The organism is Paracoccus sp. MA (assembly GCF_020990385.1).
In the GTDB taxonomy this organism is placed as follows: Bacteria; Pseudomonadota; Alphaproteobacteria; order Rhodobacterales; family Rhodobacteraceae; genus Paracoccus.
In genome coordinates, this window is sequence record NZ_CP087597.1 from 457,801 (window position 1) to 483,309 (window position 25,509).

Here is a 25,509-nt window from a genome sequence, read left to right on the forward strand (position 1 = left end):
CAACCGGAAAAGGAGGCTCGCATGAACCCCGAACTGACGCATTGGACCGGCCCCCTGGGCCTGCCGCGTTTCGACCTGATCCGCGACGAGGATTTCGACCCGGCCTTCGATGCCTGCCTGAAACTGGCCGAAGAGGCGGTCGAGGCCATCGCCGCCAATCCCGAGCCGCCCAGCTTCGGCAATACCGTCGCCGCGCTTGAAACCGCCGAGGAGCCGCTGAACCGGCTTTGCGCCGTCTTCTTCACCCTGACCGGGGTCGATTCCAACCCGGCGCGCGAGGATCTGCAGCGCCGGATCGCCCCGCGTCTGGCCGCGCATGGCAGCAAGGTCAGCATGGACCCGCGGCTGTTCGACCGGGTCGAGGCGGTGATGCAGGATGCCGACGAGCTGTCGCCCGAGGACCGCCGCCTGACCGAGCTGACCCTGCGCGGGCTGCGCCGGGCCGGCGCGGGCCTGACCGGCGCGGCGCGCGAGCGCATGATGGCGATCCGCGAACGGCTGGCGGTGCTGTCCACCGAATTCGCCCAGAACGTGCTGACGGACGAGCGCGACTTCGTCATGGCCATGGCCGACGACCAGCTGGCCGGCCTGCCGGACTGGCTGGTCCGCGCCATGCGGGCGGCGGCGCGAGAACGCGGGATGCCGGGGCAGGTGGTGACGCTGAACCGCTCGCTGATCGTGCCCTTCCTGGAATATTCCGAGGAACGCGCCCTGCGCGAGGCTGCCTGGCGGGCCTGGACCGCGCGCGGTTCCGGCCAGGGCGCGGGCGGGGCCGCGACGGACAACCGCCCCATCGCCGCCGAGATCCTGCAATTGCGCCACGAGCGCGCCCGGCTTCTGGGCTATGCGGATTTCGCCAGCTACAAGCTGGAGCCCGAGATGGCGAAGACGGCCGAAAACGTCGAGGCGCTGCTGACCGAGGTCTGGGCCGCCGCCAGGGCCCGGGTCGAGGCCGATGCCGCCCGGCTGACCGAGATGCTGCGCGAGGACGGGGTGAACGGCGCGCTGGAGCCCTGGGACTGGCGCTTCTACGCCGAGCGGCGGCGCAAGGCCGAGCACGATCTGGACGAGGCCGAGGTCAAGCCCTACCTGACGCTGGAGGCCATGCTCGGCGCGGTCTTCGACACGGCCCGGCGGCTGTTCGGCATCGAGATGCGCGAGTTCGAGGCGCCGCTCTGGTCGCCCGAGGCCCGGGCCTGGGAGGTGACGCGCGACGGCCGGCGCCTCGCCGTCTTCGTCGGCGATTACTTCGCCCGGCCCAGCAAGCGTTCGGGCGCCTGGTGTTCCTCGCTGCAGCAGCAGCACAAGATCGGCGGCGGGCAGCGCCCCATCGTCATCAATATCTGCAACTTCACCCCGCCCGAGGCGGATGGCCAGCCGGCCTATCTGTCCTGGGACGATGCGCATACGCTGTTCCACGAATTCGGCCACGCGCTGCATCACATCCTGTCGGACGTGACCTGGCCCTCGATGTCGGGCACCTCGGTCGCGCGGGATTTCGTCGAATTGCCCAGCCAGCTGTTCGAGCATTGGCTGGAACAGCCCGAGGTGCTGGACCGCCACGCCCGCCATGCCGAGACCGGCGCGCCGCTGCCTGCCGATCTGCGCGACCGCATCCTGGCGGCGCGCAATGCCGATCAGGGTTTCGCCACGACCGAATATCTGGAAAGCGCGCTGGTCGATCTGGCCTTCCATCGCGGTGCGCCGCCTGCCGACCCCATGGCGCGGCAGGCCGAGGTGCTGGCCGATCTGGGCGCGCCGGCGGCTGTTCCGATGCGCCACGCCACGCCGCATTTCGCGCATGTGTTTTCCGGCGACGGCTACAGCGCCGGCTATTACAGCTACATGTGGTCCGAGGTGATGGATGCGGACGCTTTCGAGGCTTTCCTGGAAAAGGGCGACGCCTTCGACCCGGAAACCGCGCGGCGGCTGGAGCAATGGATTCTTTCCAAAGGCGATTCTTTGCCGGCCGACGAACTTTGGTTGAAATTCAGGGAACGAAAACCGGGGGTTCACGCTTTGTTGAAAGGACGCGGCCTTCTGGCCGAGACCGGCTGACAACAAGGGAGACCACCATGATTTTCCGCAAACCGCTTTTTGCCGTGGCCGCGGTGGCCACGCTGGGCATCGTCGCGGCCTGCGACCAGACCGCCCCCGCCAATCCCGAACCCACGCCAGGCCCAATCGCGCAGAGCAATGCGCTGAACGGCACCTACAACCTGCTGGAATCGAATTGCGGCGACGTCGCCAGCGACAAGAGCCTGGTGATCGACGGCAACAAGTTCATCTTCCCGGGTTCGACCTGCACCGTGGCGAATTCCGAACAGCAGGTGAACCGCACCCGCGTGACGCTGTCCTGCGACGGCTCGCCGAGCGGCGGCAACCGGGTCGTCGACCTGCAGCTCCGGCCCGGCGTGCTGCGGCTGACCGAGGATTCGATCACCCTGACCTATCACCAATGCATGCGGGCCACCGCCAGCAGCGATTCGCTGGTCGGCCAGACGATGTAAGGCCGTTCGCGGCCTCTCGACCGGCCGCCCCTCCCGCGGGGCGGCCTTCCTTGCGCCGATCTTGCAACCGCAAGGGGCGCCGCCACGGCCCTCGACGCGGATAAGGCGGTGTCGGCCCGTATATTCCGGCAGGAGGACGCGAATTCCTTGCTGGGCCGGCCGCGCGCACCCTATCCTTTCCCCGAGCAGACGTGAGGAGAATTCCCGGCAATCGGTCAACAGGGGAAAGACATGGCGGTTTCCAACGTGGTCTCGATGAAAAGTGTCGACGAGGTGCCGATCGACAAGATGGGGCTCGAGCATTATTTCGTGAATTACGAAAGATATATCGGCCCTCTCAGGCATCAGCCGCTGAGATTCATGGAATTGGGCATTGCCCGCGGCGATTCGCTGAAATACTGGGAAACCTGGCTGCCCCATGCCGAAATCACCGGGTTGGACATCAATCCCTGCGACGCCCGTTTCGACAGCGGCCGGGTGCGCTGCTATGTCGGCGAGCAGCAGGACAAGGCGCTGCTGGACCGCATCGCGGCCGAGCGTGCGCCCGAGGGTTTCGACGTCATCATCGACGACGCCTCGCATGTCGGGCAATTGTCCCGCATCTGTTTCTGGCATCTCTTTGAAAACCACCTCAAGCCGGGCGGATATTATTTCATCGAGGATTGGGGCACCGGATATTGGCCGCAATATCCGGACGGGAAGCATTATCGCCCCCACCCGCCGGAGCTTTCCGCCCATGAAAGGCTGCTTGACCGGCTGCACAAATCGGGGCTGGTGCAGGCGGTCTATCCGCTGCGCAAGGCGACCGGCTGGATGCGCTGGAACCTGGTGCGGCGGCGCTTCCACGGCCACGACCGCGGCATGGTCGGTTTCGTCAAGGAACTGGTCGACGAATGCGGGGCCGAGGACATGACCCATCCGAGTTTCGGCACCGGCACGCCGCGCGCCTCGCGCTTCGACTGGATGCGCATCTCGCTGGGGCATGTGGTGATCCGCAAGGCCGGCTGAGCGGCGGCGGTCCCGCGGCCCGCTCAGTCGCGGATCTCGTCCGCGTCCACGCCCCAGATCGCGGTCTTGGGCACCCAGCCCTTTTCGCCGCCGCCCGAGACCCGGCACCAGTCGACGGTGCATTCATGCAGCCGCACGATGGCCCCCGCCTCGGCCCGCGCCACCACGTTGCCGCGCGGATCGGGCCGCGCCAGCAGGTCCAGCATGTCCTTGGTCACGATGGCGGTGCGCACGCCCGACAGCAGCGAATAATGCACCCAGCCGCCGGCGCCGTCCTGATCCTCGACCCGGCGCCAATGGCCGAACTCGGCCACCACGCGCAGCGGCATGCCGGCATGGCGGAACACCCAGTCGATGCGATGCGACAGGCTGGGGCCGCGCCGGGCATTGCCCTCGCCGCCCTTCAGGCTGACATAGCGCGGCAGCGGCAGGTTGGTCACCGACCCGCGGTTCGGGTCGCGCTTGCCGTCCTGATGGCGACTGATCGCCGCATCGGCGGAAACCCCGGGCACCTGCCTGGCGTCCAGGTTCTCGCCCGGATCGGTGGTTTGCGCCAGCGTTGCCGTCCCGAGACACGTCGCCGCCGCCAATATCGCGGCGCCGAGCCAGGCCTGTCCTTGCTTCATCTGCCCGTCCTGCTTGTTCGGGGTCTTGTGCCTGCCCCGCATCGCGGGCACTTTGCCAAAAGCCGCCCGGCTTTGGAAGAGAGGAGCGACCATGCCAGCCGTCCAAGCGACCGATCCGACCCGCTCGCGCCTTAAAGTTACCGTGACCCGCCGCCTGCCCGAGGCGGTCGAGACCCGGATGTCCGAGCTTTTCGACGTGTCGCTGAACGCCGACGACCGCAAGATGAGTCGCGACGAGCTGGTTGCCGCCATGCGCGTCTCGGACGTGCTGGTGCCGACGGTGACGGACCATATCGACGCCGCCATGCTGGCCCAGGCGGGCGAGAAGCTGAAGCTGATCGCCAATTACGGCGCCGGCGTGGACCATATCGACGTCCATTCCGCCCGCCAGCGCGGCATCCTGGTCACCAACACGCCCGGCGTGGTGACCGAGGACACGGCGGATGTGGTCATGGCGCTGATCCTGGGCGTGACCCGCCGCCTGCCCGAGGGCATGGCCGAGATGCAGGCCGGCCGCTGGAAGGGCTGGTCGCCGACCGCGCATCTGGGCGGGCGGCTGGGCGGCCGGCGCCTGGGCATCCTCGGCATGGGACGCATCGGCCAGGCGGTGGCGCGGCGCGCCAATGTCTTCGGCATGCAGGTGCATTACCACAACCGCCGCCGCCTGCGCCCCGAGATCGAGGCCGAGCTGCAGGCCACCTATTGGGAAAGCCTGGACCAGATGCTGGCGCGCATGGACATCATCTCGGTGAACGCGCCGCATACGCCCTCGACCTTCCACCTGCTGAATGCGCGGCGGCTGAAGCTGCTCAAGCCCTCGGCCGTGGTCATCAACACCTCGCGCGGCGAGGTGATCGACGAGAACGCCCTGACCCGGATGCTGCGCACGGGCGAGATCGCCGGCGCCGGCCTCGACGTTTTCGAGCATGGGCACGAGATCAACCCGCGGCTGCGCGAGCTGCCCAATGTCGTGCTGCTGCCGCATATGGGCTCGGCCACCATCGAGGGCCGCATCGAGATGGGCGAGAAGGTGATCATCAACATCAAGACCTTTGCCGACGGCCACCGGCCGCCGGACCTTGTGGTGCCCTCGATGCTGTGACGATGCGCCCCGGTTTTCCGGGGCGTTTGCTTTGCCGGACCGCCCGGATGCGCCATGTCGTTTTTGGCCAAGAACATGTCGCCGGGAATGCGGGCCCGGCGCGCGGTTCGGGCTCTAATCGGCACAGGTAGCCCATGCGCGGAATAAGGAGTCGCTTGCGATGAAAACCCATGTGAAGGCCCTTGTGGTCGGAGGCGGCGCCGTCGGCTGCGGCATCGCGCTGCATCTGGCGCGTGCGGGCTGGGAGACGATGCTGGTCGAGCGGGACGAGCTGACGGCGGGCTCGACCTGGCATGCCGCGGGCCTGCTGCCGCTGTTCAACATGGGCTATGCGACCAGCCATATTCACGACTATTCGGTCAAGCTCTATGCCGGGCTCGAGGCCGAGACCGGGCTGAACGCCGGCTTTACCCGCTGCGGCAACCTGCGCATGGCGCAGACCGATGCGCGGATGGACGAATACATGCTCTATTCCGCCACCGCCGAGACGGTGGGCATCGAGCATGAATTCCTGACCCCCCAGCAGATCAAGGACCGCTGGCCGCTCGTCCGCACCGAGGACCTGAAGGGCGCGCTGTTCCACCCGACCGACGGCTATATCAACCCCGCCGACGTCACCCAGGCCATGGCGCGGGCCGCGCGCATGGCGGGCGCCAGCATCGAGCGCAAGATCCAGGTCAACGGCTACCGATGGACCGGCGAGGAATGGATCGTCACCTGCGAGAAGATGGTCGAGAAGGGCGGCAACCTGGTCCCCTCGGGCGAGCAGTTCGAGATCCGCGCCGAACATGTCGTGACCGCGACCGGCAACCATGCGCAGCGCACCGCGCGGCTGCTGGGCATCAAGATCCCCGCCATCCCGGTCGAGCACCAGTATATCGTGACCGAGCCCGACCCGGCGCTGGTCAAATGGCGCGCCGAGGGCAACCCCGAGCACCCGGTGCTGCGCGATGCGGACGCCAAATGGTATGTCCGCGAGGAACGCGGCGGCTGGATCCTGGGCCCCTATGAGCGCAATGCCCCGGCGCGCTTCCTCTACGACGTGCCGGAAAGCTTCCGCGCCGACCTGTTCCCGCTGGATCTGGAGCGGATCGAAGAGGAATACATGTCGATGATCCACCGGCTTCCCACCTCGGAAACCGTGGGCCTCAAGGACGATTTCAACGGCCCGATCTGCTACACGCCCGACGGCAACCCGCTGGTCGGCCCGGCGCCCGGCCTGCGCAACATGTGGCTGGCCGAGGGCTTCAGCTTCGGCATCACCGCCGCGGGCGGCACCGGCCATTACCTGGCGCAGATGATGACCGAGGGCGAGGCCGAGATCGACATGGCGAGCCTCGATCCCCGTCGCTTCGGCGGCTGGATGACCACCGAATACGCCGCGCGCAAGAACGAGGAATCCTATGAGCACGTCTTCGTCCTGCACCACCCCGACGAGGAGCGCGAAGCCTGCCGCCCGCTGCGCACCGCGCCCGCCTATGACCGGCAGAAGGAAGCCGGCGCGCAATTCGGCCAGGTGAACGGCTGGGAGCGGCCGAACTATTACGCGCCCGCCGGTTTCGACGACCATGCCAGCCGCAGCTTCCGCCGCGGCGGCTGGTGGCAATATGCCAAGGCCGAGGCCGAGGCGATCCGGGGTGCCGCCGGGCTGATCGACGCCTCGGCCTTCGCCAAGCATCGCGTCCATGGCAAGGGGGCGACGGCCTTCCTTGACTGGTTCACCACCAACAAGCTGCCCAAGGTCGGCCGCATCAACCTGACCTATGCCCTGACCGAGGCCGGCACGACGCGGACCGAATACACCATCGTGCGGCTGGCCGAGGACGACTACTACCTGATCTCGGCCGGTGCCTGGGCAGATTACGACGGCGACCACCTGCGCAAGATGGCCGAGGAGATGGAGGGCGAATTCGGCCAGGTGATCGTGCAGGACGTCACCACGCAATGGGGCGTCTTCGCCCTCGCCGGCCCGAACAGCCGCGCCATCCTCAAAGAGCTGGTGCGCGACGCCGACCCCGCGACGGTGCTGGGCAACAAGCGTTTCCCCTGGCTGTCGATGCGCAATATCGAGCTGGGCATGTGCCCCGTCCGCGCCATCCGCGTCGCCTATACCGGCGAGCTGGGCTGGGAGTTGCATCACCCGATCGAGTTCGGCCGCTATCTCTGGGACCAGCTGGTCGCGGCGGGCGAGAAGCATGGGCTGAAGCTGGTCGGCGCCCGCGCCCAGAACTGGCTGCGCCAGGAGAAATCCTATCGCGCCTTCGGCACCGAACTGGGCCGCGACGCGACGCCGCTCGAGGCGGGCCTGGACCGCTTCGTCGATCTGGACAAGGAATTCAACGGCAAGCAGGCGATGCTGGCGAAGGGCATCCGCTCGAAATGCGTGACGCTGCTGATCGACGGGCCGGACGATGCCGACCCCTGGGGCCGCGAGGCGCTTTACACCCCGGAGGGGACCGAGAAGATCGGGCGGCTGACCTCGGGCGGCTGGTCGGCGGCCTTCGGCAAGTCCATCGGCATGGGCTATGTCCGCCCCGATCTGGCCGAGCCGGGCACCCGGCTCAAGCTTCGCATGCAGCGCCAGCTGTGGGACGCGGTGGTGACCGAGGACAGCCCCTACGACCCCGAAAACAAGGTGATCCGGGTGGACGGCTGACCTCCTCCCCAGCCGCCCCAGGAAGAAAGGCCCGCCGCGCGCGGGCCTTTTTTTCATCTGGTTGAACCCCCGCGCGGGAAATCCGTCCTATGCCGTTAAAAATTGCGAAGAATTGCGCGAAATGTCCGGTTCTTCCGTGGAATTTTCCCTGCTAGGGGAAAGCCGCCTTCGTGAAGACAATGAGTAGCAATATGAAGATTTCTGGAATTCTGTGCCTTTGCCTGCCGCTTGCCATTTCCGCGGGTTTTGCCCATGCGCAAGACGATTACGGCCAGCGGGGATCGGCCCTGCGCAACACCTTCTATATCGGGGCGGGACGCGCCGACGGCGATGCTCCGCTGGAAAACGACGACACGCCGTTTTCGATTGGCTTCATGCATCAGCGGGCCGACAGCAAACTGATTCTCGGCTTTGATATCGGTCGCGAGGGAACCATGCTCGATTCGACCTGGGGAATGAACGACCGGCCGAAACAGGCGACATCGTATAACTTCCTGATCGGCGGCAATGTGATGGATAACGGGCGTTTCCGCGCGGATGCGGCGCTTTTGCTTGGGGCGCGGGAATCCTTCGCGGATTGTCCCGATTCCTATCTCGGCTATCAGTGCTATGCAGATGCGGAACCGGATACCGACTACAAGGGCAACTTCGGCGCGGTCGTGACCCTGTCCATGCAAAGCTTCACCATCGGCCTGCGCGCGACCGGCGAAAGCACGCAGATCCTGGCAGGTTTCCGGTTCTGACCGCCCGGCGCATCCGATCTGCACCTGAACGGATGTCCGCCCGGGAAGATCCCCGGGCGGTTTCCATTCGCAGAGCGCGTCAATGACAGGGCGCGCTCGGCCGAATGCATATATTCCGGACTTGTTGCGCCACCGCATGGCCCGCCGATAGCCGAAAGACGAGTCATTCGCAGGCGGCCGATATGCTGGCGCATATGGATGGTCCTGCCATCGATCCGCCCGAGCGCCTTGGCCCAAGCGCGATGCTAGCCCCGCAACCCGGCCAGCCGCCGCTGCAGCTCGTCCCGCAAGGCCAGCCGTTCCTCGGGCGAGAGGAAGGCGCCCAGCTCGACCTCGCGCTTGCCGTCGGTCAGCACCAGGTAATCCTCGACCGGCCCGCCCGGCCGCAGGCTCGCGCGCACCCAATAGGGGTTGGTCCGCCAGATCCGGTCCTCGCGTCCCGGATCGCTGCGGGTCAGGATCAGCCGGTCGCGGTCGAGCAGCATCACCTCATGCGCGGTGCCATAGCTGCGCCGGATGGCGTGCCACAGCGCCCAGACCGCCAGCGCGGCAAAGGGCAGCAGCCCCCACAGCACCGTCGTGCCGACCACCGCCAGCAGGGGCAGCGCCAGCCCGGCGGCGGTCAGGCCGATCACCCAGACGAAGCCGCGCCGCGGCAGCGAGCGATGCGGCCAGACTTCCAGCCGATAGGAAACGGCCCCGGAATCCTCCGGGGCCGTATCGTGCCATGCATAGGGCATCGGATCAGTGCGCGTGTGCGCGATCCCAGTCCTCGCGCTTCGGCAGCTGCTCGAAGGTGTGCTCGGGCGGCGGCGAGGGCAGGGTCCATTCCAGCGTGTCGGCATGCTCGTTCCAGTAGTTCGGCACGTTGACGCGCTTGCCGGCGAAGAGCGTGTAGAACACGATGCCGATGAAGAACAGGAAGGACGCGAAGGAGATATAGGCGCCGATCGACGAGATGTTGTTCCAGTAGGCGAACTCGACCGGATAGTCGATATAGCGCCGCGGCATGCCCTGGCGGCCCAGGAAGTGCTGCGGGAAGAAGATCAGGTTCGAGCCGATGAACATCATCCAGAAATGCAGCTGGCCCGCCCATTCCGGATATTGCCGGCCCGACATCTTGCCGATCCAGTAATAGACCCCGGCGAAGATGCCGAAGACCGCGCCCAGCGACATCACATAGTGGAAGTGGGCCACGACGTAATAGGTGTCGTGATAGACCCGGTCCAGCGGCGCCTGGCTCAGCACCACGCCGGTCACGCCGCCGACGGTGAACAGGAACAGGAAGCCGAAGGCCCAGAGCATCGGCGTCTTGAACTCGATCGAGCCGCCCCACATGGTGGCGATCCACGAAAAGACCTTGATGCCGGTCGGCACGGCGATGGTCATGGTCGCCAGCATGAAATAGGCCTGCTGGGTCAGCGACATGCCGGCGGTATACATGTGGTGCGCCCAGACTACGAAGCCCAGGATGCCGATCGCCGCCATGGCCAGCACCATCGGCAGGTAGCCGAAGATCGGCTTGCGCGCGAAGGTCGAGATCACGTGGCTGATGATGCCGAAGCCGGGCAGGATGATGATATAGACCTCGGGGTGGCCGAAGAACCACAGGATGTGCTGGTAGAGCACCGGGTCGCCGCCGCCCGCGGGGTCGAAGAAATGCGTGCCGAAGTTGCGGTCCATCAGCAGCATGGTGATGGCGCCCGCCAGGACCGGCAGCGACAGCAGGATCAGCCAGGCGGTGATGAAGACCGACCAGGCGAACAGCGGCACCTTGAACAGCGTCATGCCGGGGGCGCGCATGTTCAGGAAGGTGGTGATGATGTTGATCGCGCCCAGGATCGAGCTGGCGCCCGAGACGTGGACGGCAAAGATCGCCAGATCCATGGAATAGCCCGACTCGGTGGTCGAGAGCGGCGGGTAGAGCACCCAGCCCACGCCCGAGCCCGGCTGGTCCGAGCCGCCCGGCGCCAGAAGCGAGGCGATCCCCAGCGCGACGCCGCAGACATACATCCAGTAGGAAAGGTTGTTCAGCCGCGGGAAGGCCATGTCCGGGGCGCCGATGTGCAGCGGCATGAAATAGTTGCCGAAACCGCCGAACAGGGCCGGGATGACGACGAAGAACATCATGAGCACGCCGTGATAGGTGATCATGACGTTCCACAGATGGCCGTTCGGGGTGCATTCCGCCGAGGCGTCGGCGATGAAGCGGGCGCCTTCGAGGCACATGTATTGCACGCCGGGATGCTGCAGCTCCATCCGCATGTAGACGGTGAAGCATACCGAGATCAGGCCGACGACGCCGGCCGTGAACAGGTACAGGATACCGATATCCTTGTGGTTTGTTGACATGAACCAGCGGGTGAAGAACCCGCGGGTGTCATGATGGTCACCGTGGCCGTGAACGGCTGCGTCTGCCATGCGTGGACTCCCTAGACATGCGGCTGGCCGGCGCGGGGGCCGGCGGACTCACGTTGGTTCTAGACCACAATCCTACCCCTCGCAATGCGCGGAAAGCAGTAAAAAACACGCCCCCGTGCGCTTTTGCGGCGCGCCGGGGGCGTGATTGCCGGGCCTTCGCGGCGGCGAAGGCGTCAGTTCGCTTCGGCTTCGGCCGGTTCCGCCTCGGCGCCTGCCTCGCCCCCCGCATCGGGCGAATGCTGCGCGAGGAAGGCCACGATATCGGCCTGGTTCTTCGCCAGCTTGAAGGTCATCTTGGTCTTGAGCGACTTGTCGCCCACCTTTTCCTCGACATATTTGTTCGGGTCGGTGATGTAGCCGGCCAGGTCCTCCGTGGTCCAGACCTCGCCGGCCTCGCCCAGCTTGATCAGCGCCTCGGAATATTTGAAACCTTCTTCGGTGCCGGCCTGGCGCCCGACCACGCCGTAGAGGTTCGGCCCGGTCTTGCCGCCCTTGACGATGTCGGTGCCGTCCGGGGCCTGGACCATGTGGCAGGCCTTGCATTTCTTGAACTCGTTCTCGCCCTTGGCCGGGTCGCCCGCATCCTGGGCGGCGGCAGGCAGGGCGAGGCTGATTGCGGCGAGAGTGGCGTAGATGCTGATCTTCATCGCGTTTCCTCTGGGTATCGTTCTCCTCCGGGGTCGGACCTCTCCGCTTCCCGCCAGACAGGGCTATCATGCGTCAAGCCTGCGGAATACCGGAAAAAGGTCGCAGAACCGGCAAGGGTGAATATGTCGCAGGGCGAAAATCAGCCGGCGAGCGGCGGGAAGTTCCGCGGGAAGGTGCGGCGCAGCGCGTCGTCCAGATCGCCCATGCCGACCGGCAGGCCCATGTCGACCAGGCTGGTCACGCCGTGCCCCTGGATGCCGCAGGGCACGATGCCGGCATAATGGCTCAGCTCCGGCTCCACGTTGATGGCGATGCCGTGGAAGCTGACCCATTTGCGCAGCTTGACGCCGATGGCGGCGATCTTGTCCTCGCGCATGGAGCCGTCGGACAGGGGCGCCTTGTCGGGCCGGGCGATCCAGACGCCGACCCGGCCGTCGCGGATCTCGCCCTTCAGGTTGAACTCGGCCAGCGCGTCGATGACCCAGGATTCGAGCGCCTTGACGAAGGCGCGCACGTCGCGGCCGCGGCGGTTCAGGTCCAGCATGACATAGACGACGCGCTGGCCGGGCCCGTGATAGGTATATTGCCCGCCGCGCCCGGTCTCGTGCACCGGGAAGCGCGCCTCCAGCAGGTCGGTGGCACGGGCCGAGGTGCCGGCGGTGTAGAGCGGCGGATGCTCGACCAGCCAGACCAGCTCGCCCGCCCGGCCCTCGGCGATGGCGGCGGCGCGCGCCTCCATGAAGGCTGTGGCTTCGCGGTAATCGGTCAGGCCGGGGGCGGTGATCCATTCGGTCATGTGCGGCGAGATAGTCCGGGCGAGGGGCCGTCGCAAGGGGGCGCGGTCGGTTCCGGCCGGGCCGTCGCGGTGGGGGCTGTCTGCCCCCACACCCCCGAGGATATTTCCACAAGAAAGAAGCACGAGCATCCGATGATGAATCCTGTGCATGATCATTCTGCAGATGTTGAATTTCACTAACGGAAGAACTGTGGTTATACAGCACATTCAGTGAAACGCGCGGACCGACACATGACCTTGCCCCTTTCCCCCGTCTTCGACGCCCTGCGCGCGGCTGCGCGCGACCGTATCCTGATCCTCGACGGCGCGATGGGGACGCAGATCCAGCAGCTTGGCCTGAAGGAAGACGATTTCCGCGGCCATGGCGGCGGCTGCGCCTGCGGCTGCCATCCGCCCGCGCCGGGCGAGCATCCCCAGCAGGGCAACAACGACCTGTTGAACCTGACCCAGCCCAAGGCGATCGAGGAGATCCATTACCGCTATGCCAAGGCGGGCGCCGATATCGTCGAGACCAACACCTTTTCCTCGACCACCATCGCCCAGGCCGATTACGGCATGGAATCCGCGGTTTACGATCTGAACCTCCACGGTGCCCGCATCGCGCGCCGGGCGCTGGACCGTGCCACCGCCGAGGACGGGCGGCCGCGCTGGGTCGCCGGCGCGCTGGGGCCGACCAACCGCACCGCCTCCATCAGCCCGGACGTGAACAATCCCGGCTATCGCGCCGTCACCTTCGACGATCTGCGCATCGCCTATGCCGAGCAGCTGCGCGGGCTGGTCGACGGCGGCGCCGACCTGATCCTGATCGAGACCATCTTCGACACGCTGAACGCCAAGGCCGCGATCTTTGCCTGCGAGGAGGTGTTCGAGGAGAAGGGCCAGCGCCTGCCGGTGATGATCTCGGGCACCATCACCGACCTGTCCGGGCGCACGCTTTCGGGCCAGACCCCGACCGCCTTCTGGTATTCCATGCGCCATGCCGCGCCGGTCACCATCGGGCTGAACTGCGCGCTCGGCGCCGCAGCCATGCGCCCGCATCTGGCCGAGCTTTCCGGCGTCGCCGACACGCTGATCTGCGCCTATCCCAATGCCGGCCTGCCGAACGAGATGGGCCAATACGACGAATCGCCCGAGGAGATGGCCGCGCAGGTCGCCGAATTCGCCCGCGAGGGGCTGGTGAACGTGGTCGGCGGCTGCTGCGGCTCGACCCCCGAGCATATCGCCGCCATCGCCCGCGCCGTGGCCGACCTGCCGCCGCGCGCGATCCCCGAGATCGAGCCGCGCCTGCGCCTGTCGGGGCTGGAGCCCTTCGTCAAGACCGACGACATCCCCTTCGTCAACGTGGGCGAGCGGACGAATGTCACCGGGTCCGCGAAATTCCGCAAGCTGATCACCAACGGCGACTATGCCGCGGCGCTGGACGTGGCCCGCGACCAGGTCGAGAACGGCGCCCAGATCATCGACGTCAACATGGACGAGGGGCTGATCGATTCGAAGCAGGCGATGATCGACTACCTGAACCTGATCGCGGCCGAGCCGGACATCGCCCGCGTGCCGGTGATGGTCGACAGCTCGAAATGGGAGGTGATCGAGGCCGGGCTGAAATGCGTGCAGGGCAAGGCCATCGTGAACTCGATCAGCCTCAAGGAGGGCGAGGAGAGCTTCCTGGCCCAGGCCCGGCTTTGCCGGCGCTACGGCGCCGCCGTGGTGGTGATGGCCTTCGACGAGACGGGCCAGGCCGATACCGAGAACCGCAAGGTCGAGATCTGCGCGCGCGCCTATGACCTGCTGGTGAACGAGGTCGGTTTCCCGCCCGAGGACATCATCTTCGACCCGAACATCTTCGCGGTGGCGACGGGCATCGAGGAGCATGACAATTACGGGCTCGATTTCATCGGCGCAACCCGGCGCATCACCCAGTCCCTGCCACATGTGCATGTCTCGGGCGGGGTCTCGAACCTCAGCTTCAGCTTCCGCGGCAACGAGCCGGTGCGCGAGGCGATGCATGCCGTGTTCCTCTATCACGCCATCCAGGCGGGGATGGACATGGGCATCGTCAATGCCGGCCAGCTGGCGGTCTATGACCAGATCGACCCGGGCCTGCGCGAGGCCTGCGAGGACGTGGTGCTGAACCGCAAGCCCAGGGCCGGCGGCACCGCGACCGAGAACATGCTGGAGATCGCCGAGCGCTTCCGCGGCGAAGGCGGCGCCAAGGCGCGCGAAAAGGACCTGACCTGGCGCAGTTGGCCGGTCGAGAAGCGGCTGGAACACGCCCTGGTCAACGGCATCACCGAATATATCGACGAGGATACCGAGGAGGCGCGGCTGAAGGCCGAGCGCCCGCTGCACGTGATCGAGGGGCCGCTGATGGCGGGCATGAACGTCGTGGGCGATCTTTTCGGCTCGGGCAAGATGTTCCTGCCGCAGGTGGTGAAATCGGCCCGGGTGATGAAGCAGGCCGTGGCGCATCTGCTGCCCCATATGGAGGCCGAGAAGGCCGCGGCGGGCGGCGCGGGCGGTTCCTCGAGCGCCGGCAAGGTGCTGATGGCGACGGTCAAGGGCGACGTGCACGACATCGGCAAGAACATCGTCGGCGTCGTGCTGGCCTGCAACAATTACGAGATCATCGACCTGGGCGTGATGGTGCCGGCGACCAGGATCCTGGAAACCGCCAAGGCCGAGAAGGTGGACATCATCGGCCTGTCCGGCCTCATCACCCCCTCGCTGGACGAGATGGTGCATGTTGCGAGCGAAATGGAGCGCGAGGGTTTCGACATCCCGCTGCTGATCGGCGGCGCCACCACGTCGCGCGTGCATACCGCCGTCAAGATCCATCCGCGCTATGCCAGGGGCCAGGCGGTCTATGTCACCGACGCCAGCCGCGCGGTGGGGGTGGTGGGCAGCCTGCTGTCCGGCCAGAAAAATGCCTATGTCGAGACGATCCGCAGCGAATACATGGACGTGGCCAACAAGCACGCCCGGGCCGAGGCGGACAAGAAGCGCCTGCCGCTGGCAGCCGCCCGCGGGAATGCGCTGCGGATCGACTGGTCGGGGTTCGAGGCCAGGACGCCGGAATTCCTCGGCCCGCGGGTGATCGAGGATTTCGACCTGGCCGAGATCGCCCGCTATATCGACTGGACGCCGTTCTTCCAGACCTGGGAGCTGAAGGGCGTCTATCCGCGCATCCTCGAGGACGAGAAGCAGGGCGCGGTGGCGCGGCAGCTCTTTGCCGATGCGCAGGCCATGCTGCAGCGCATCATCGACGAGCAATGGTTCCGCCCGCGCGCGGTCGTCGGCTTCTGGCCGGCGAACCGGGTCGGCGACGACATCCGGCTGTTCACCGGCGAGGATCGCGCCGCCCCGCTGGCGACCCTGCACACCCTGCGCCAGCAGGTGAGCAAGCGCGACGGCCGCCCGAACGTGGCGCTGGCCGATTTCGTCGCCCCCGAGGGCATCCGCGACTATGTCGGCGGTTTCGTCGTGACAGCGGGCGGCGAGGAGCAGCAGATCGCCGACCGGTTCAAGGCCGCGCATGACGATTTCTCGGCCATCCTGGTGCAGGCGCTGGCCGACCGCTTCGCCGAGGCGCTGGCCGAGATGATGCATGAACGGGTGCGGCGGCAATACTGGGGCTATGCCGAGGAAAGCTTCACCCCCGAGGAACTGATCGCCGAGCCCTACAAGGGCATCCGCCCGGCGCCCGGCTATCCGGCCCAGCCCGACCATACCGAGAAGGTGACGCTGTTCCGGCTGCTCGACGCCACCGCGGCGACCGGGGTCGAGCTGACCGAGTCGATGGCGATGTGGCCCGGCGCCTCGGTCTCGGGCCTCTATATCGGCCATCCCGAGGCCTATTATTTCGGCGTCGCCAAGGTCGAGCACGACCAGGTGCTGGACTATGCCGAGCGAAAGGGCATGTCGGTGCGCGAGGCGGAACGCTGGCTGGCGCCGATCCTGAACTACACCCCGCAGGCGGCGGTCGCGGCCGAGTGAAAAGAAACCCGCGGCGGGCGAAAAAATGCCCTTTTCATCCGCCGCGCAAGCGTCTATGAGACGCGGGCCTACGGACGTGCGGTCGTGGCGGAATTGGTAGACGCGCAGCGTTGAGGTCGCTGTTCCTTAACCGGAGTGGAAGTTCGAGTCTTCTCGACCGCACCATATTTCCCTTGCATATCAAGTGCTTGCGCGTGATCGCGGCGTCAGCCCTAAGGGGCATGGCATCCGCTGGCGGTCCGTGCCGGGCGAGAGGGGGCGTTGCCCCCGTCCCTGCGGGACTCCCCCAGGATATTTGGGCAAGAAAGAAGGGCTGGAGACGGTCCCCGCAGCGGTGCCGGAGGTCCTGAAGCCGCGCATGCCGGGGCAGGAAAGACGCCGGCGAGATGGAAGGCTTTCCTTGGGAAAGCATTCTGGAAAACGGTCTTTCTCCAGGGACTTCCTGCGACATCATGGTGTTCTTTCCGCGCGGCCTGGCGCCGATTTCCGTGGATTTCCGCCATGGCTTGCGCCTAGTCTCTGCCCCGAACCAGGGGAGAGTTTCCATGTCCGAGAATTGGGGTTTCGACACCACCGCCATCCATGCAGGCAGCGCGCCCGACCCGGCGACCGGGGCGCGGCAGGTGCCGATCTATCAGACCACCGCCTTTGTCTTCAAGGACGCCGCCCATGCCGCGCGGCTCTTCGGCCTGCAGGAGGTCGGCTATATCTATTCCCGCCTGACCAACCCGACCGTCGCGGCGCTGCAGGCGCGCGTGGCCGGGCTGGAGGGCGGGGCCGGCGCGGTCTGCTGCTCCTCGGGCCATGCGGCGCAGATCATGGCGCTGTTCCCGCTGATGGGACCGGGGCGGAACATCATCGCCTCGACCCGGCTTTACGGCGGCACCATCACCCAGTTCAGCCAGACCATCAGGCGCTTCGGCTGGTCGTGCAAATTCGTCGACCTGGACGATCTCGACGCGCTGCGCGCCGCCATCGACGACGACACCCGCGCCATCTTCTGTGAATCGATCAGCAATCCCGGCGGTTATGTCACCGATATCCCGGCGGTCGCGAAGGTTGCGGACGAGGCCGGCCTGCCGCTGATCGTCGACAACACCCTGGCCACGCCCTGGCTGTGCAAGCCCATCGAGATGGGCGCGACGCTGGTCGTGCACAGCCTGACCAAATACATGACCGGCAACGGCACGGTGACCGGCGGCGTGATCGTGGATTCGGGCAAGTTCGACTGGTCGGCCTCGGGCAAGTTCCCCAGCCTGTCGGAACCCGAGCCCGCCTATCACGGGCTGAGGTTCCACGAGACCTTCGGCGCGCTGGCCTATACCTTCCACGGCATCGCCATCGGGCTGCGCGACCTGGGCATGACCATGAACCCGCAGGCCGCGCATTACACGCTGATGGGCATCGAGACGCTGGGCCTGCGCATGGCGCGCCATGTCGAGAATGCGCAGAAGGTCGCGGAATGGCTGGAGAAGGATCCGCGCGTCACCTCGGTCACCTATGCGGGGCTGGCGTCGTCGCCCTGGAACGCAACGGCGCGGCGGGTCTATCCCAAGGGGGCGGGGGCGCTGTTCACCTTTGCGATCAGGGGCGGCTATGACGCGGCGGTGAAGCTGGTCGACAACCTCAAGCTGTTCAGCCACGTGGCGAATCTGGGCGACTCGCGCTCGCTGGTGATCCATTCCGCCTCGACCACGCACAGCCAGCTGACGGACGAGCAGAAGATCGCGGCCGGGGCGGGGCCGGATGTGGTGCGGCTGTCGATCGGCATCGAGGACGCAGCGGACATCATCGCCGACCTGGATCAGGCGCTGGCCGCCGCCACTGCCTGAGGCGGAACGGGCGGCGCATCGCTGCGCCGCCCGCCTTGGTCAGTTCGCCGGGGCTTCCTCGGCCTCGCCTTCGCCCTCGGGCGCCGGCGGCTCGCCGCCTTCCGGTGCATCGGCCGGCTGCATGGCGAAGACGGCGGTGACATTGGCGCTGACGGCCAGCTCGCCCGCCTCGATCGGCGTGTCGGCGGCGCCGGCCGCCTCGGCGCGCATGGCCATCATCGGCCGCGGCCCGCCGCCCATCTGCACATCCGACAGCGAGATCAGCCGGCCGAGCCGCATCCCTGCCGCCTCGGCCATCACCTCGGCGCGGCGGCGCGCATCCGCCACCGCCTCGATGCGGGCCTGGTCCTCGGCCTCGGCCATGTCCTCGCGCGAGAAGCCGATGCCGCTGATCTCATTGGCGCCCGAGGCAACCAGCTTGTCCAGCACCGCGCCCAGCCCGGCGATGTCGCGCACCCGCACGGTGACGCTGTTCTGCGCGCCGTAGCCGGTCAGTTTCGGCGGCTGGCCGTCCTGATAGTCGATCACCGGCGACAGGTTCAGCCCCGAGGTCTGGATGTCGCGCGCCTCGATGCCCTCGGCCTTCAGCGCCTCGATGACCTTGGCCTGCTGTTCGGCGTTCTGCGCCATGGCCTCGGCGGCGGTGGCGGCGCGGGTGCTGACGCCCAGGGTGATCGTGGCCATGTCGGGCTGGGCCGTGGCCTGGCCCTGGCCGGTCACGGTCAGCCGGGCGATGGGGGAATGTTTCATGCCATGATGTCCCATAGGTGCGGGCAGCGGCGGGGCGTCGGGCGGGGCGGGCTGCGCGAGCAGCGGGCCAGCGCCCAGAACGATCAGCGTCGCGGCGGCGATCAGGGGTCGGAATTGGGGCATCGGGTGGTTTCTCCTTGGCGCGCCGGAGCGGTGCGGTCGCGCGATTGTCCTCATGAGCCCGTATAACCCCGGAATTTCGTTCCGGATGCCTCACAATCCGGTGTTCTGCTTTTCACGGATCGCGTTCTGGGTTAGTCCGAAGGGACCAATGACCAAGATGCGCCCCGGCGCCCGGAACCGAAAGCAAAGCCTGTCGATGTCGCTTGATTCCGTTACCGAATACGCTCTCTCTTTCAGCGAGGATGCCGTGCATCTGCAGCGCCGCGACCGGACCGGCGGTCAGGGCGGCGCGAACTGGCGGCATCTGGGTTCGGTCGATTTCGCTTCCGCCAGCTTCCGCGAGGAATTCACCCGCCTGCGCGCCATGGCGACCGGCGCCGGAATCGAGGCGGCGCTGCCGGTCACGCTGGTCATTCCCGACGACCAGATCCTTTATACCACGCTGACCGTCGCGCCCGGCGCCGACCGCGCGCGCGCCGTGGGCCGGGCGCTGGACGGGCTGACCCCCTATGCCATCGACGACCTGGCCTTCGACTGGGAGGGCGACGGCGACAGCGTGCGCGTCGCCGCCGTGGCCCGGCAGACCCTGCGCGAGGCCCACGATTTCGCCATGCAATACGGGTTCGAGGGGCAGGGCTATTGCGCGACTCCTGCCCCGGATCTCTATCCGGGCGAGCCGGTCTTCGTGCTGGAGCCTGCGGCACGTGCCCGTCCGCAGGTCGATCCGGCGCAGGCGGCGGTGACCGCTTCGGCGCTGCTGATCGAGGAGGAACCCTCCGAGGCGGGGGACGCGCTGGATCTCGGCGGCGATCAGGCCGAGGACCCGGACGAGGAAATCGCGGCCGGGGACCCGCCCGCACCGCCCTCGGACGGGCCGTTGTCCCCGCCGGAAGATGGCGAGGCTTCGACCGCGCCGGCCCGGCAAGCCCAAGAACCCGCGGCACAGTCGTCGGACGAGGAATCGCAACCCGCCGCAGCGCCGTCGCCGGTGGACGCGGCCGCGCCCAGCCCGGACGCGGAGGTTGTTGCGGGTCCGGCCGCGCCGCTTGACGGCCCGGCTTCGGCCGCGCCGCCATCCCCTGCCGGGCCCATCCCTGCCGAAGCGGCGCCAGAGGCCGAAACCCCTGCCGCCGAACCCGCCCCTGCCGCCGAGGCTCTGGTCGCCGGCCCCGATCCGGTTGCGCCCCCGACCCAGGCGGCGGATGCCGACCCCGCCGAGCCGCGGCAGCAGCCCGAACCCCTCGCAACTGCGGCAATCGGCCCTGCGCCCAAGCCCGGCGAGCCGGAGGAAGATTCCGCCCCGGCCGCGCCGCAGGCCGAGGCCGCCCCGGTCGCGGAAACCGCTGTGGCCGGGACATCGGCCTCGCGCGCCGTTCCACCGGCCGGCCCTGCCGGCTCGGCGGCTCTGAACGCGCGCGCGCGTGCCGTGCATGACCGCGCCGCCGGCGCCCGTCAGGCCCGGCCCGTCGGCGCCGCCCCGGTTCCGCCCCGCCGCCCGGGCGAGCGCGGCGGGCTTCTGGGACTGGTCGCCATGCTGGGCGTGCTGGTCCTGGGCCTGATCCTGATCTGGGCCTTCCTGGTTCCGGAGAGGCAGGGCGGTCAGCTTGCCGCCATCGCCCCCGCCGAGCAGGCCGCGCCGGCGCAGCCCGTTCCGTCCGCACCGGCCCCGGCCGAGCCCGACCCGGCCCCCGACGCAGCCGCCGCGCCGGCCCCGGCTGCGGCCGCCGATCCCGACCCAGCCCCCGCCCCGGTCCCGACCGCTGCCTTGCAGCCGGCGGCCGCGCCGCTGCCGTCCGCCGCGCCGCAGCCCGATGCCGCCCCGGCCGGTGTCGTCCTGCCCGCCGCAACGCATGTCGCGCCGGTTTCGGCCCTGACCGAGGAAGAGCAGCGTCGCGTTCTGGTTGCCGGGACCGCCGTCGCCGCCGCGGTGATCTCCTCCTCGGCGCCGGCTTCGGCCCCTGCGCCGGCGGATCCGGCCCCGTCTCAGGCCGGCATTTCCGCCACCGTTCCGGCCCGGACCGTCGTCTCGGCCCGGCCCGCAGCGGCACCGGCGGCATCGCGGAACCCTGCGCCGGCCGCTGCGCAGACCCGGCCGGCCGCCACCCGGCTGACCAGCTCGGCCCGGCCGCAACTGGCGCCGCGGCGCACCACGCCGCAGGCCAGCGTGCCGCGCGCCGACACCGCGCCCAACCTGCCCGCGAACCCGCTGCCCTTCGAGGCGAGCCAGCGGCAGGCCCGGCCCGTCACCAGCGCCCGTCCGCCCGAGCGCAGCCGCCGCGCCGCGCCCGCGCCCGCGGCCCCGGCGGCCCCCGTCGCGGCCGCCCCGGCCAGCGCCCAGCCCGTCGCCACGACCAGCAGCGCCGCGCTGCGCGGCTCGGCCCGGCCGCCCTCGCGTCCCGAAGGCTCGGCCCCCGAGCTTTCGCCCGGTCCTTCCGGCAGCGGCGGGGCCGACGGGCTGACCCCGGACGAACGGCAGCATCTGCGGATGCTGATCCGCGATCTGGGGCGCTCGGGTCTGGTGTCGCTGCGCGCCGCGCCGCCGCCGGGCGAGCGTCTTGCCCAGGTCCGGCCGCAGCGCAAGCCGGGCACGGCCAGCGATGCCGTCAGCCCTTCGGCCATCGACGACGCGCTGAGGTCGGCGACCACGCCGCCACCGGACAAGCCCGAACGCGCCGCCGCCCCCGCTGCCGCGCCCGCCCGGGATTCGGGCGGGCTTTTGCATGGCTCGGCGCGCCCGCGGGCCCGGCCCGGTGCGGCAGCCGTCTCGGGCCAGGCGGTCGAGGCGGCGATCTCGGCCGCGGTCGAGGCTTCGCCGGCCACGCCGGGCGGGGTGCAGCTTTCCGCCCTGGCCTCGTCGCCGCTGCCGCCCCGGCGCAGCGATGCCGCCCCCGAAGCGGCGGCCGCCCCCGCTGCCGTTCCGCCCGCCGCCCCCGAGGCCGCGCCGCCGGCCGCCCCCGGACCCAGCGAGGCCGAACTGGCCGCGCGCCGCGCCCTCGACGAGCAGCTGCAGGCCCAGGCCGAGGCCCGCATCCGCGCCCGTGCCGCCGCCGACGCCAAGGCCGAGGCCGAGGCCCGCGCCCAGGCCGAGGCCCGCGCCCGCGCCCAGGCCGAGGCCGAGGAACGCGCCGCCCGCGCCCGGCGCCAGGATTACAAGCCGCCCGAGATCGACAACGAGCCCGAGATCGCCGCCGGCGCCGTGGGCAAGGGCGCGACCACCGCCACGGTGGCCAAGGCGGCCACCCAGGCGCGCGGCCTCGACCTGGGCCGCACCACGGTCATCGGCATCATCGGCGCCGGCAAGGCCAGCCGGGCGCTGATCCGGCTGCGCAACGGCAAGGTGGTGACCGTGCGGCTCGGCGACCGCATCGACGGCGGCACCATCAACTCGATCGGCGACGGGCGGCTGACCTATGTCAAGGCGGGCCGCACCCATGAATTGCGGATGCTGGACGGCCGCTGATCCGGCCCCCGTCCCGCCGGTCGCGCGTCCGCTGTGAGCCGAGGCAGCGCGGACCGGCACCTGCCGCCCGCGCGAGGCCCTGCACCTGTCCCGACCCGCTGCTTGCGGATACGGCCATCTGCCTGCCGCCGTCGCCCCCCCTTCGCCGTCGCCCCGCCTTCGCCGACGGCATGCCCCGCACAGCGCCGCGGTGCGGTTCGCGTCGCCGGCTCGCCGGTCCCGGCTCTTGCGAGCCCCGCCCCAAGCGCCTAGAAGGCTGGGCAGCCTTGCCAGGGAAAATGCCATGCTCGACCATCTGACCTATACCGCCCCGGAACCGAAGATCATTCAGGGCGCGAAACAGGACTGGGAACTGGTCATCGGGCTGGAGGTCCATGCCCAGGTCGCCTCGAACGCCAAGCTGTTTTCCGGCGCCTCGACCGGCTTCGGCGCCGAGCCGAACAGCCATGTCGCCTTCGTCGACGCCGCCATGCCGGGCATGCTGCCGGTGATCAACGAATTCTGCGTGGCGCAGGCGGTCAAGACCGGCCTCGGCCTCAAGGCGCGGATCAACCTGGTCTCGGCCTTCGACCGCAAGAACTATTTCTATCCGGACCTGCCGCAGGGCTACCAGATCAGCCAGCTCTACCACCCCATCGTGGGCGAGGGCGAGGTGATCGTGGACATGGCCCCCGGCATCGCCCGCCGCGTCAGGATCGAGCGCATCCACCTGGAACAGGATGCCGGCAAGTCGATCCACGACATGGACCCGAACATGTCCTTCGTCGACCTGAACCGCACCGGCGTGGCGCTGATGGAGATCGTCAGCCGCCCAGACATCCGCGGGCCGGAGGAGGCGGCGGCCTATGTCGCCAAGCTGCGCCAGATCATGCGCTACCTCGGCACCTGCGACGGCAACATGCAGAACGGCAACCTGCGCGCCGACGTGAACGTCTCGGTCTGCGCCCCCGGCGCCTATGAGCGTTATCAGGAAACCGGCGATTTCAGCCATCTCGGCACCCGCTGCGAGATCAAGAACATGAACTCGCTGCGCTTCATCCAGGCCGCCATCGAATACGAGGCCCGCCGCCAGATCGCCATCATCGAGGACGGCGGCACGGTTGTGCAGGAAACCCGGCTCTACGATCCCGACCGCGGCGAGACCCGCTCGATGCGCTCGAAGGAGGAAGCCCACGACTATCGCTATTTCCCCGATCCCGACCTCTTGCCGCTCGAGATCGAGCAGGACTGGGTGGACGGCATCGCCGCCGCCATGCCGGAACTGCCCGACGAGAAGAAGGCGCGCTTCGTCAAGGAGCTCGGCCTGTCGGAATACGACGCCGGCGTGCTGACCGCCGAGGTCGAAAGCGCCGATTACTTCGAGCAGGTGGCCGCCGGCCGCGACGGCAAGATGGCAGCGAACTGGGTGATCAACGAGCTGTTCGGCCGGCTGAACAAGGAAGGGCTGAGCGTCGAGACCTCGCCGGTCTCCGCCGCCCAGCTCGGCGGGGTGATCGACCTGATCGGCTCGGGCGCGATCTCGGGCAAGATCGCCAAGGAGCTGTTCGAGATCCTCTGGACCGAGGGCGGCGACCCGGCCGAGATCGTGGAATCGCGCGGCATGAAGCAGGTCACCGACCTCGGCGCCATCGAGGCGGCGGTGGACGAGATCATCGCCGCGAACCCGGCGCAGGTGGAAAAGGCCAAGGCCAACCCCAAGCTGGCCGGCTGGTTCGTCGGCCAGGTGCTGAAGGCGACCGGTGGCAAGGCCAACCCGGCGGCGGTGAACGAGCTGGTGGCGAAGAAGCTGGGCGGCTGACTTGTCAGGGGCGTCCCGAGACGGTGCGCCCCGCCCATCCGCATGGGCCGGGCGGCGTCCCCGCCCGCCCTCGCCGTCCGGGTCTAGGCAGGCCCATCGCGGCCGGCTTTGCGTCCTTCCGCTCCCGAACATGTGCAGCGGGCGACACGCGCCGGCATTGCGCAGCCCGCTTCCCTTGGCCGGCCATCTCGCCTAACCTTCGGCCCAAAGGAAAGGCATCCGCATGAGCAGCTACGAATACACCGTCATCCCCGCACCCGCCCGCGGCGAAAAGGTCCGGGGCGCGAAATCCGGGATCGAGCGTTTCGCCGCCACGCTGACCGATGTGCTGAACGACATGGCCCGCGACGGCTGGGACTATGTCCGGGCCGAGACACTGCCGGCCGAGGAACGCTCGGGCCTGACCAGCCGAACCACGGTCTATCACAACCTGCTGATCTTCCGCCGCGCTCTCGCCGCGCCCGGCCGGCAGCAGCTCCCCCAGCCGGCCGCCACGGCCGAGCCGCAGCCCGCCGAACCTCCCGCCATGGAACCCGCAGCCGAGGAAACCCCGGCCGGCACCGCCCAGCAGCCGGCGCGCGGCCCCTTCAGCCAGCCGATGCGCGCCACCCCCAAGCCCGCGCCGTTGGCCGCGCCCGGCAACCATACCCGTGCCCGCGCCGCCGAGCCGCCGCTGACCGCGCCGCACGCCCCGGCCCCGGCCGGCCCGCGCCTCGGCCCGGCCAGCCGCTGATTTCTCCGTTTTCCAAATACTCCGGGGTGAGCCCCCGGCACGGGGGCGAGGGGCAGCGCCCCTCAGGCCCTCACCAATGCGGCGGCCGCTGGTCCGCCAGCGGCACCGTTCCCGCCTCGGATTCGCGTTCGGCCTCGCGCTCCATCAGCATGCCGACATGGCGCGCCAGCCGGGCGATCTCGCTTTCCTGCCGGGCCACGATGCCCGACAGATCCTCGACGGTGCGCGCCAGATAGGCCACGGCTTCCTCCAGCCGCTCGATGCGTTCCTTCGTCTGCTTGTCCATTCATCCTCCATCCGTTAGACCGCC

The 25,509-nt window shown here is 68.6% G+C and carries 18 protein-coding genes and 1 tRNA gene; 12 read left to right on the top strand and 7 right to left on the bottom strand.

The annotated features are described in order from the left end of the window. The first annotated feature begins 21 nt into the window (after nt 1-21). The 3 genes from LOS78_RS02385 (at nt 22) to LOS78_RS02395 (ending at nt 3,518) form a co-directional block, all read left to right on the top strand. Complete coding sequence (locus LOS78_RS02385) at nt 22-2,058, top strand: M3 family metallopeptidase (protein ID WP_230376752.1); 2,037 nt, start codon at nt 22-24, stop codon at nt 2,056-2,058. Between the two features lie 17 nt (nt 2,059-2,075). Next, the gene (locus tag LOS78_RS02390; RefSeq protein ID WP_028712537.1) at nt 2,076-2,510 is read left to right on the top strand and encodes a hypothetical protein; all 435 of its coding nucleotides are present in this window, start codon (nt 2,076-2,078) and stop codon (nt 2,508-2,510) included. 231 nt (nt 2,511-2,741) lie between these two features. Further along, nucleotides 2,742-3,518 (top strand): class I SAM-dependent methyltransferase, encoded by a 777-nt coding sequence (locus tag LOS78_RS02395; protein ID WP_230376753.1) that lies wholly within the window; start codon nt 2,742-2,744, stop codon nt 3,516-3,518. 23 nt (nt 3,519-3,541) lie between these two features. Here the strand turns inward: LOS78_RS02395 and LOS78_RS02400 are convergent, their stop codons facing one another. After that, a complete protein-coding gene (locus LOS78_RS02400) occupies nt 3,542-4,144 on the bottom strand; it encodes an SH3 domain-containing protein (protein ID WP_230376755.1) in 603 nt (200 codons plus the stop codon). Nucleotides 4,145-4,235: 91 nt separating this feature from the next. Here LOS78_RS02400 and LOS78_RS02405 point away from each other — a divergent pair, with 91 nt between their 5' ends. The 3 genes from LOS78_RS02405 (at nt 4,236) to LOS78_RS02415 (ending at nt 8,645) form a co-directional block, all read left to right on the top strand. Beyond that, nucleotides 4,236-5,246, top strand: coding sequence for a D-glycerate dehydrogenase (locus tag LOS78_RS02405; RefSeq protein ID WP_036697122.1), 1,011 nt, complete (start codon nt 4,236-4,238; stop codon nt 5,244-5,246). Between the two features lie 160 nt (nt 5,247-5,406). Next, nucleotides 5,407-7,902, top strand: a complete 2,496-nt coding sequence (locus tag LOS78_RS02410) for an FAD-dependent oxidoreductase (RefSeq protein WP_230376756.1) — start codon at nt 5,407-5,409, stop codon at nt 7,900-7,902. A 191-nt stretch (nt 7,903-8,093) separates the two neighbouring features. Further along, on the top strand, nt 8,094-8,645 hold the full coding sequence (locus LOS78_RS02415) for a hypothetical protein (protein WP_051416188.1): 552 nt from the start codon (nt 8,094-8,096) through the stop codon (nt 8,643-8,645). A 245-nt stretch (nt 8,646-8,890) separates the two neighbouring features. Here LOS78_RS02415 and LOS78_RS02420 read toward each other — a convergent pair whose 3' ends face one another. The 4 genes from LOS78_RS02420 to lipB all read right to left on the bottom strand — a co-directional run bounded on the left by LOS78_RS02420 (nt 8,891) and on the right by lipB (nt 12,510). Further along, nucleotides 8,891-9,385, bottom strand: coding sequence for a DUF2244 domain-containing protein (locus LOS78_RS02420; RefSeq protein WP_230376758.1), 495 nt, complete (start codon nt 9,383-9,385; stop codon nt 8,891-8,893). A 4-nt stretch (nt 9,386-9,389) separates the two neighbouring features. Continuing rightward, the gene (gene ctaD / locus LOS78_RS02425) at nt 9,390-11,066 is read right to left on the bottom strand and encodes a cytochrome c oxidase subunit I (RefSeq protein ID WP_028712542.1); all 1,677 of its coding nucleotides are present in this window, start codon (nt 11,064-11,066) and stop codon (nt 9,390-9,392) included. A gap of 173 nt (nt 11,067-11,239) precedes the next feature. Beyond that, a complete protein-coding gene (locus tag LOS78_RS02430) occupies nt 11,240-11,713 on the bottom strand; it encodes a cytochrome c family protein (RefSeq protein WP_028712543.1) in 474 nt (157 codons plus the stop codon). Between the two features lie 140 nt (nt 11,714-11,853). After that, nucleotides 11,854-12,510, bottom strand: coding sequence for a lipoyl(octanoyl) transferase LipB (gene lipB / locus LOS78_RS02435; RefSeq protein ID WP_230376760.1), 657 nt, complete (start codon nt 12,508-12,510; stop codon nt 11,854-11,856). A gap of 231 nt (nt 12,511-12,741) precedes the next feature. Between lipB and metH the strand changes: the two genes are divergently transcribed. From metH to LOS78_RS02450, 3 genes are all read left to right on the top strand, one after another. Then, entirely contained in the window at nt 12,742-16,503 is a 3,762-nt protein-coding gene (metH, locus tag LOS78_RS02440; protein ID WP_230376762.1) for a methionine synthase, read from the top strand. 78 nt (nt 16,504-16,581) lie between these two features. Beyond that, nucleotides 16,582-16,668: transfer RNA gene (locus LOS78_RS02445), tRNA-Leu, on the top strand. A 380-nt stretch (nt 16,669-17,048) separates the two neighbouring features. Further along, nucleotides 17,049-18,335, top strand: coding sequence for an O-acetylhomoserine aminocarboxypropyltransferase/cysteine synthase family protein (locus LOS78_RS02450; protein ID WP_230376764.1), 1,287 nt, complete (start codon nt 17,049-17,051; stop codon nt 18,333-18,335). A gap of 39 nt (nt 18,336-18,374) precedes the next feature. Here the strand turns inward: LOS78_RS02450 and LOS78_RS02455 are convergent, their stop codons facing one another. Beyond that, complete coding sequence (locus tag LOS78_RS02455) at nt 18,375-19,208, bottom strand: SIMPL domain-containing protein (RefSeq protein ID WP_230376765.1); 834 nt, start codon at nt 19,206-19,208, stop codon at nt 18,375-18,377. Nucleotides 19,209-19,356: 148 nt separating this feature from the next. Between LOS78_RS02455 and LOS78_RS02460 the strand changes: the two genes are divergently transcribed. The 3 genes from LOS78_RS02460 (at nt 19,357) to LOS78_RS02470 (ending at nt 25,199) form a co-directional block, all read left to right on the top strand. Then, nucleotides 19,357-22,668 carry a hypothetical protein gene (locus LOS78_RS02460; RefSeq protein ID WP_230376766.1) on the top strand — a complete coding sequence of 1,104 codons (3,312 nt, stop codon included), beginning with the start codon at nt 19,357-19,359 and terminating at the stop codon, nt 22,666-22,668. Nucleotides 22,669-22,951: 283 nt separating this feature from the next. After that, nucleotides 22,952-24,466 (top strand): Asp-tRNA(Asn)/Glu-tRNA(Gln) amidotransferase subunit GatB, encoded by a 1,515-nt coding sequence (gene gatB / locus LOS78_RS02465; protein ID WP_028716342.1) that lies wholly within the window; start codon nt 22,952-22,954, stop codon nt 24,464-24,466. A 223-nt stretch (nt 24,467-24,689) separates the two neighbouring features. Next, nucleotides 24,690-25,199, top strand: a complete 510-nt coding sequence (locus tag LOS78_RS02470) for a DUF4177 domain-containing protein (protein ID WP_230376767.1) — start codon at nt 24,690-24,692, stop codon at nt 25,197-25,199. Between the two features lie 70 nt (nt 25,200-25,269). Here LOS78_RS02470 and LOS78_RS02475 read toward each other — a convergent pair whose 3' ends face one another. Then, entirely contained in the window at nt 25,270-25,485 is a 216-nt protein-coding gene (locus LOS78_RS02475; protein ID WP_230376769.1) for a SlyX family protein, read from the bottom strand. Nucleotides 25,486-25,509 lie beyond the last annotated feature (24 nt).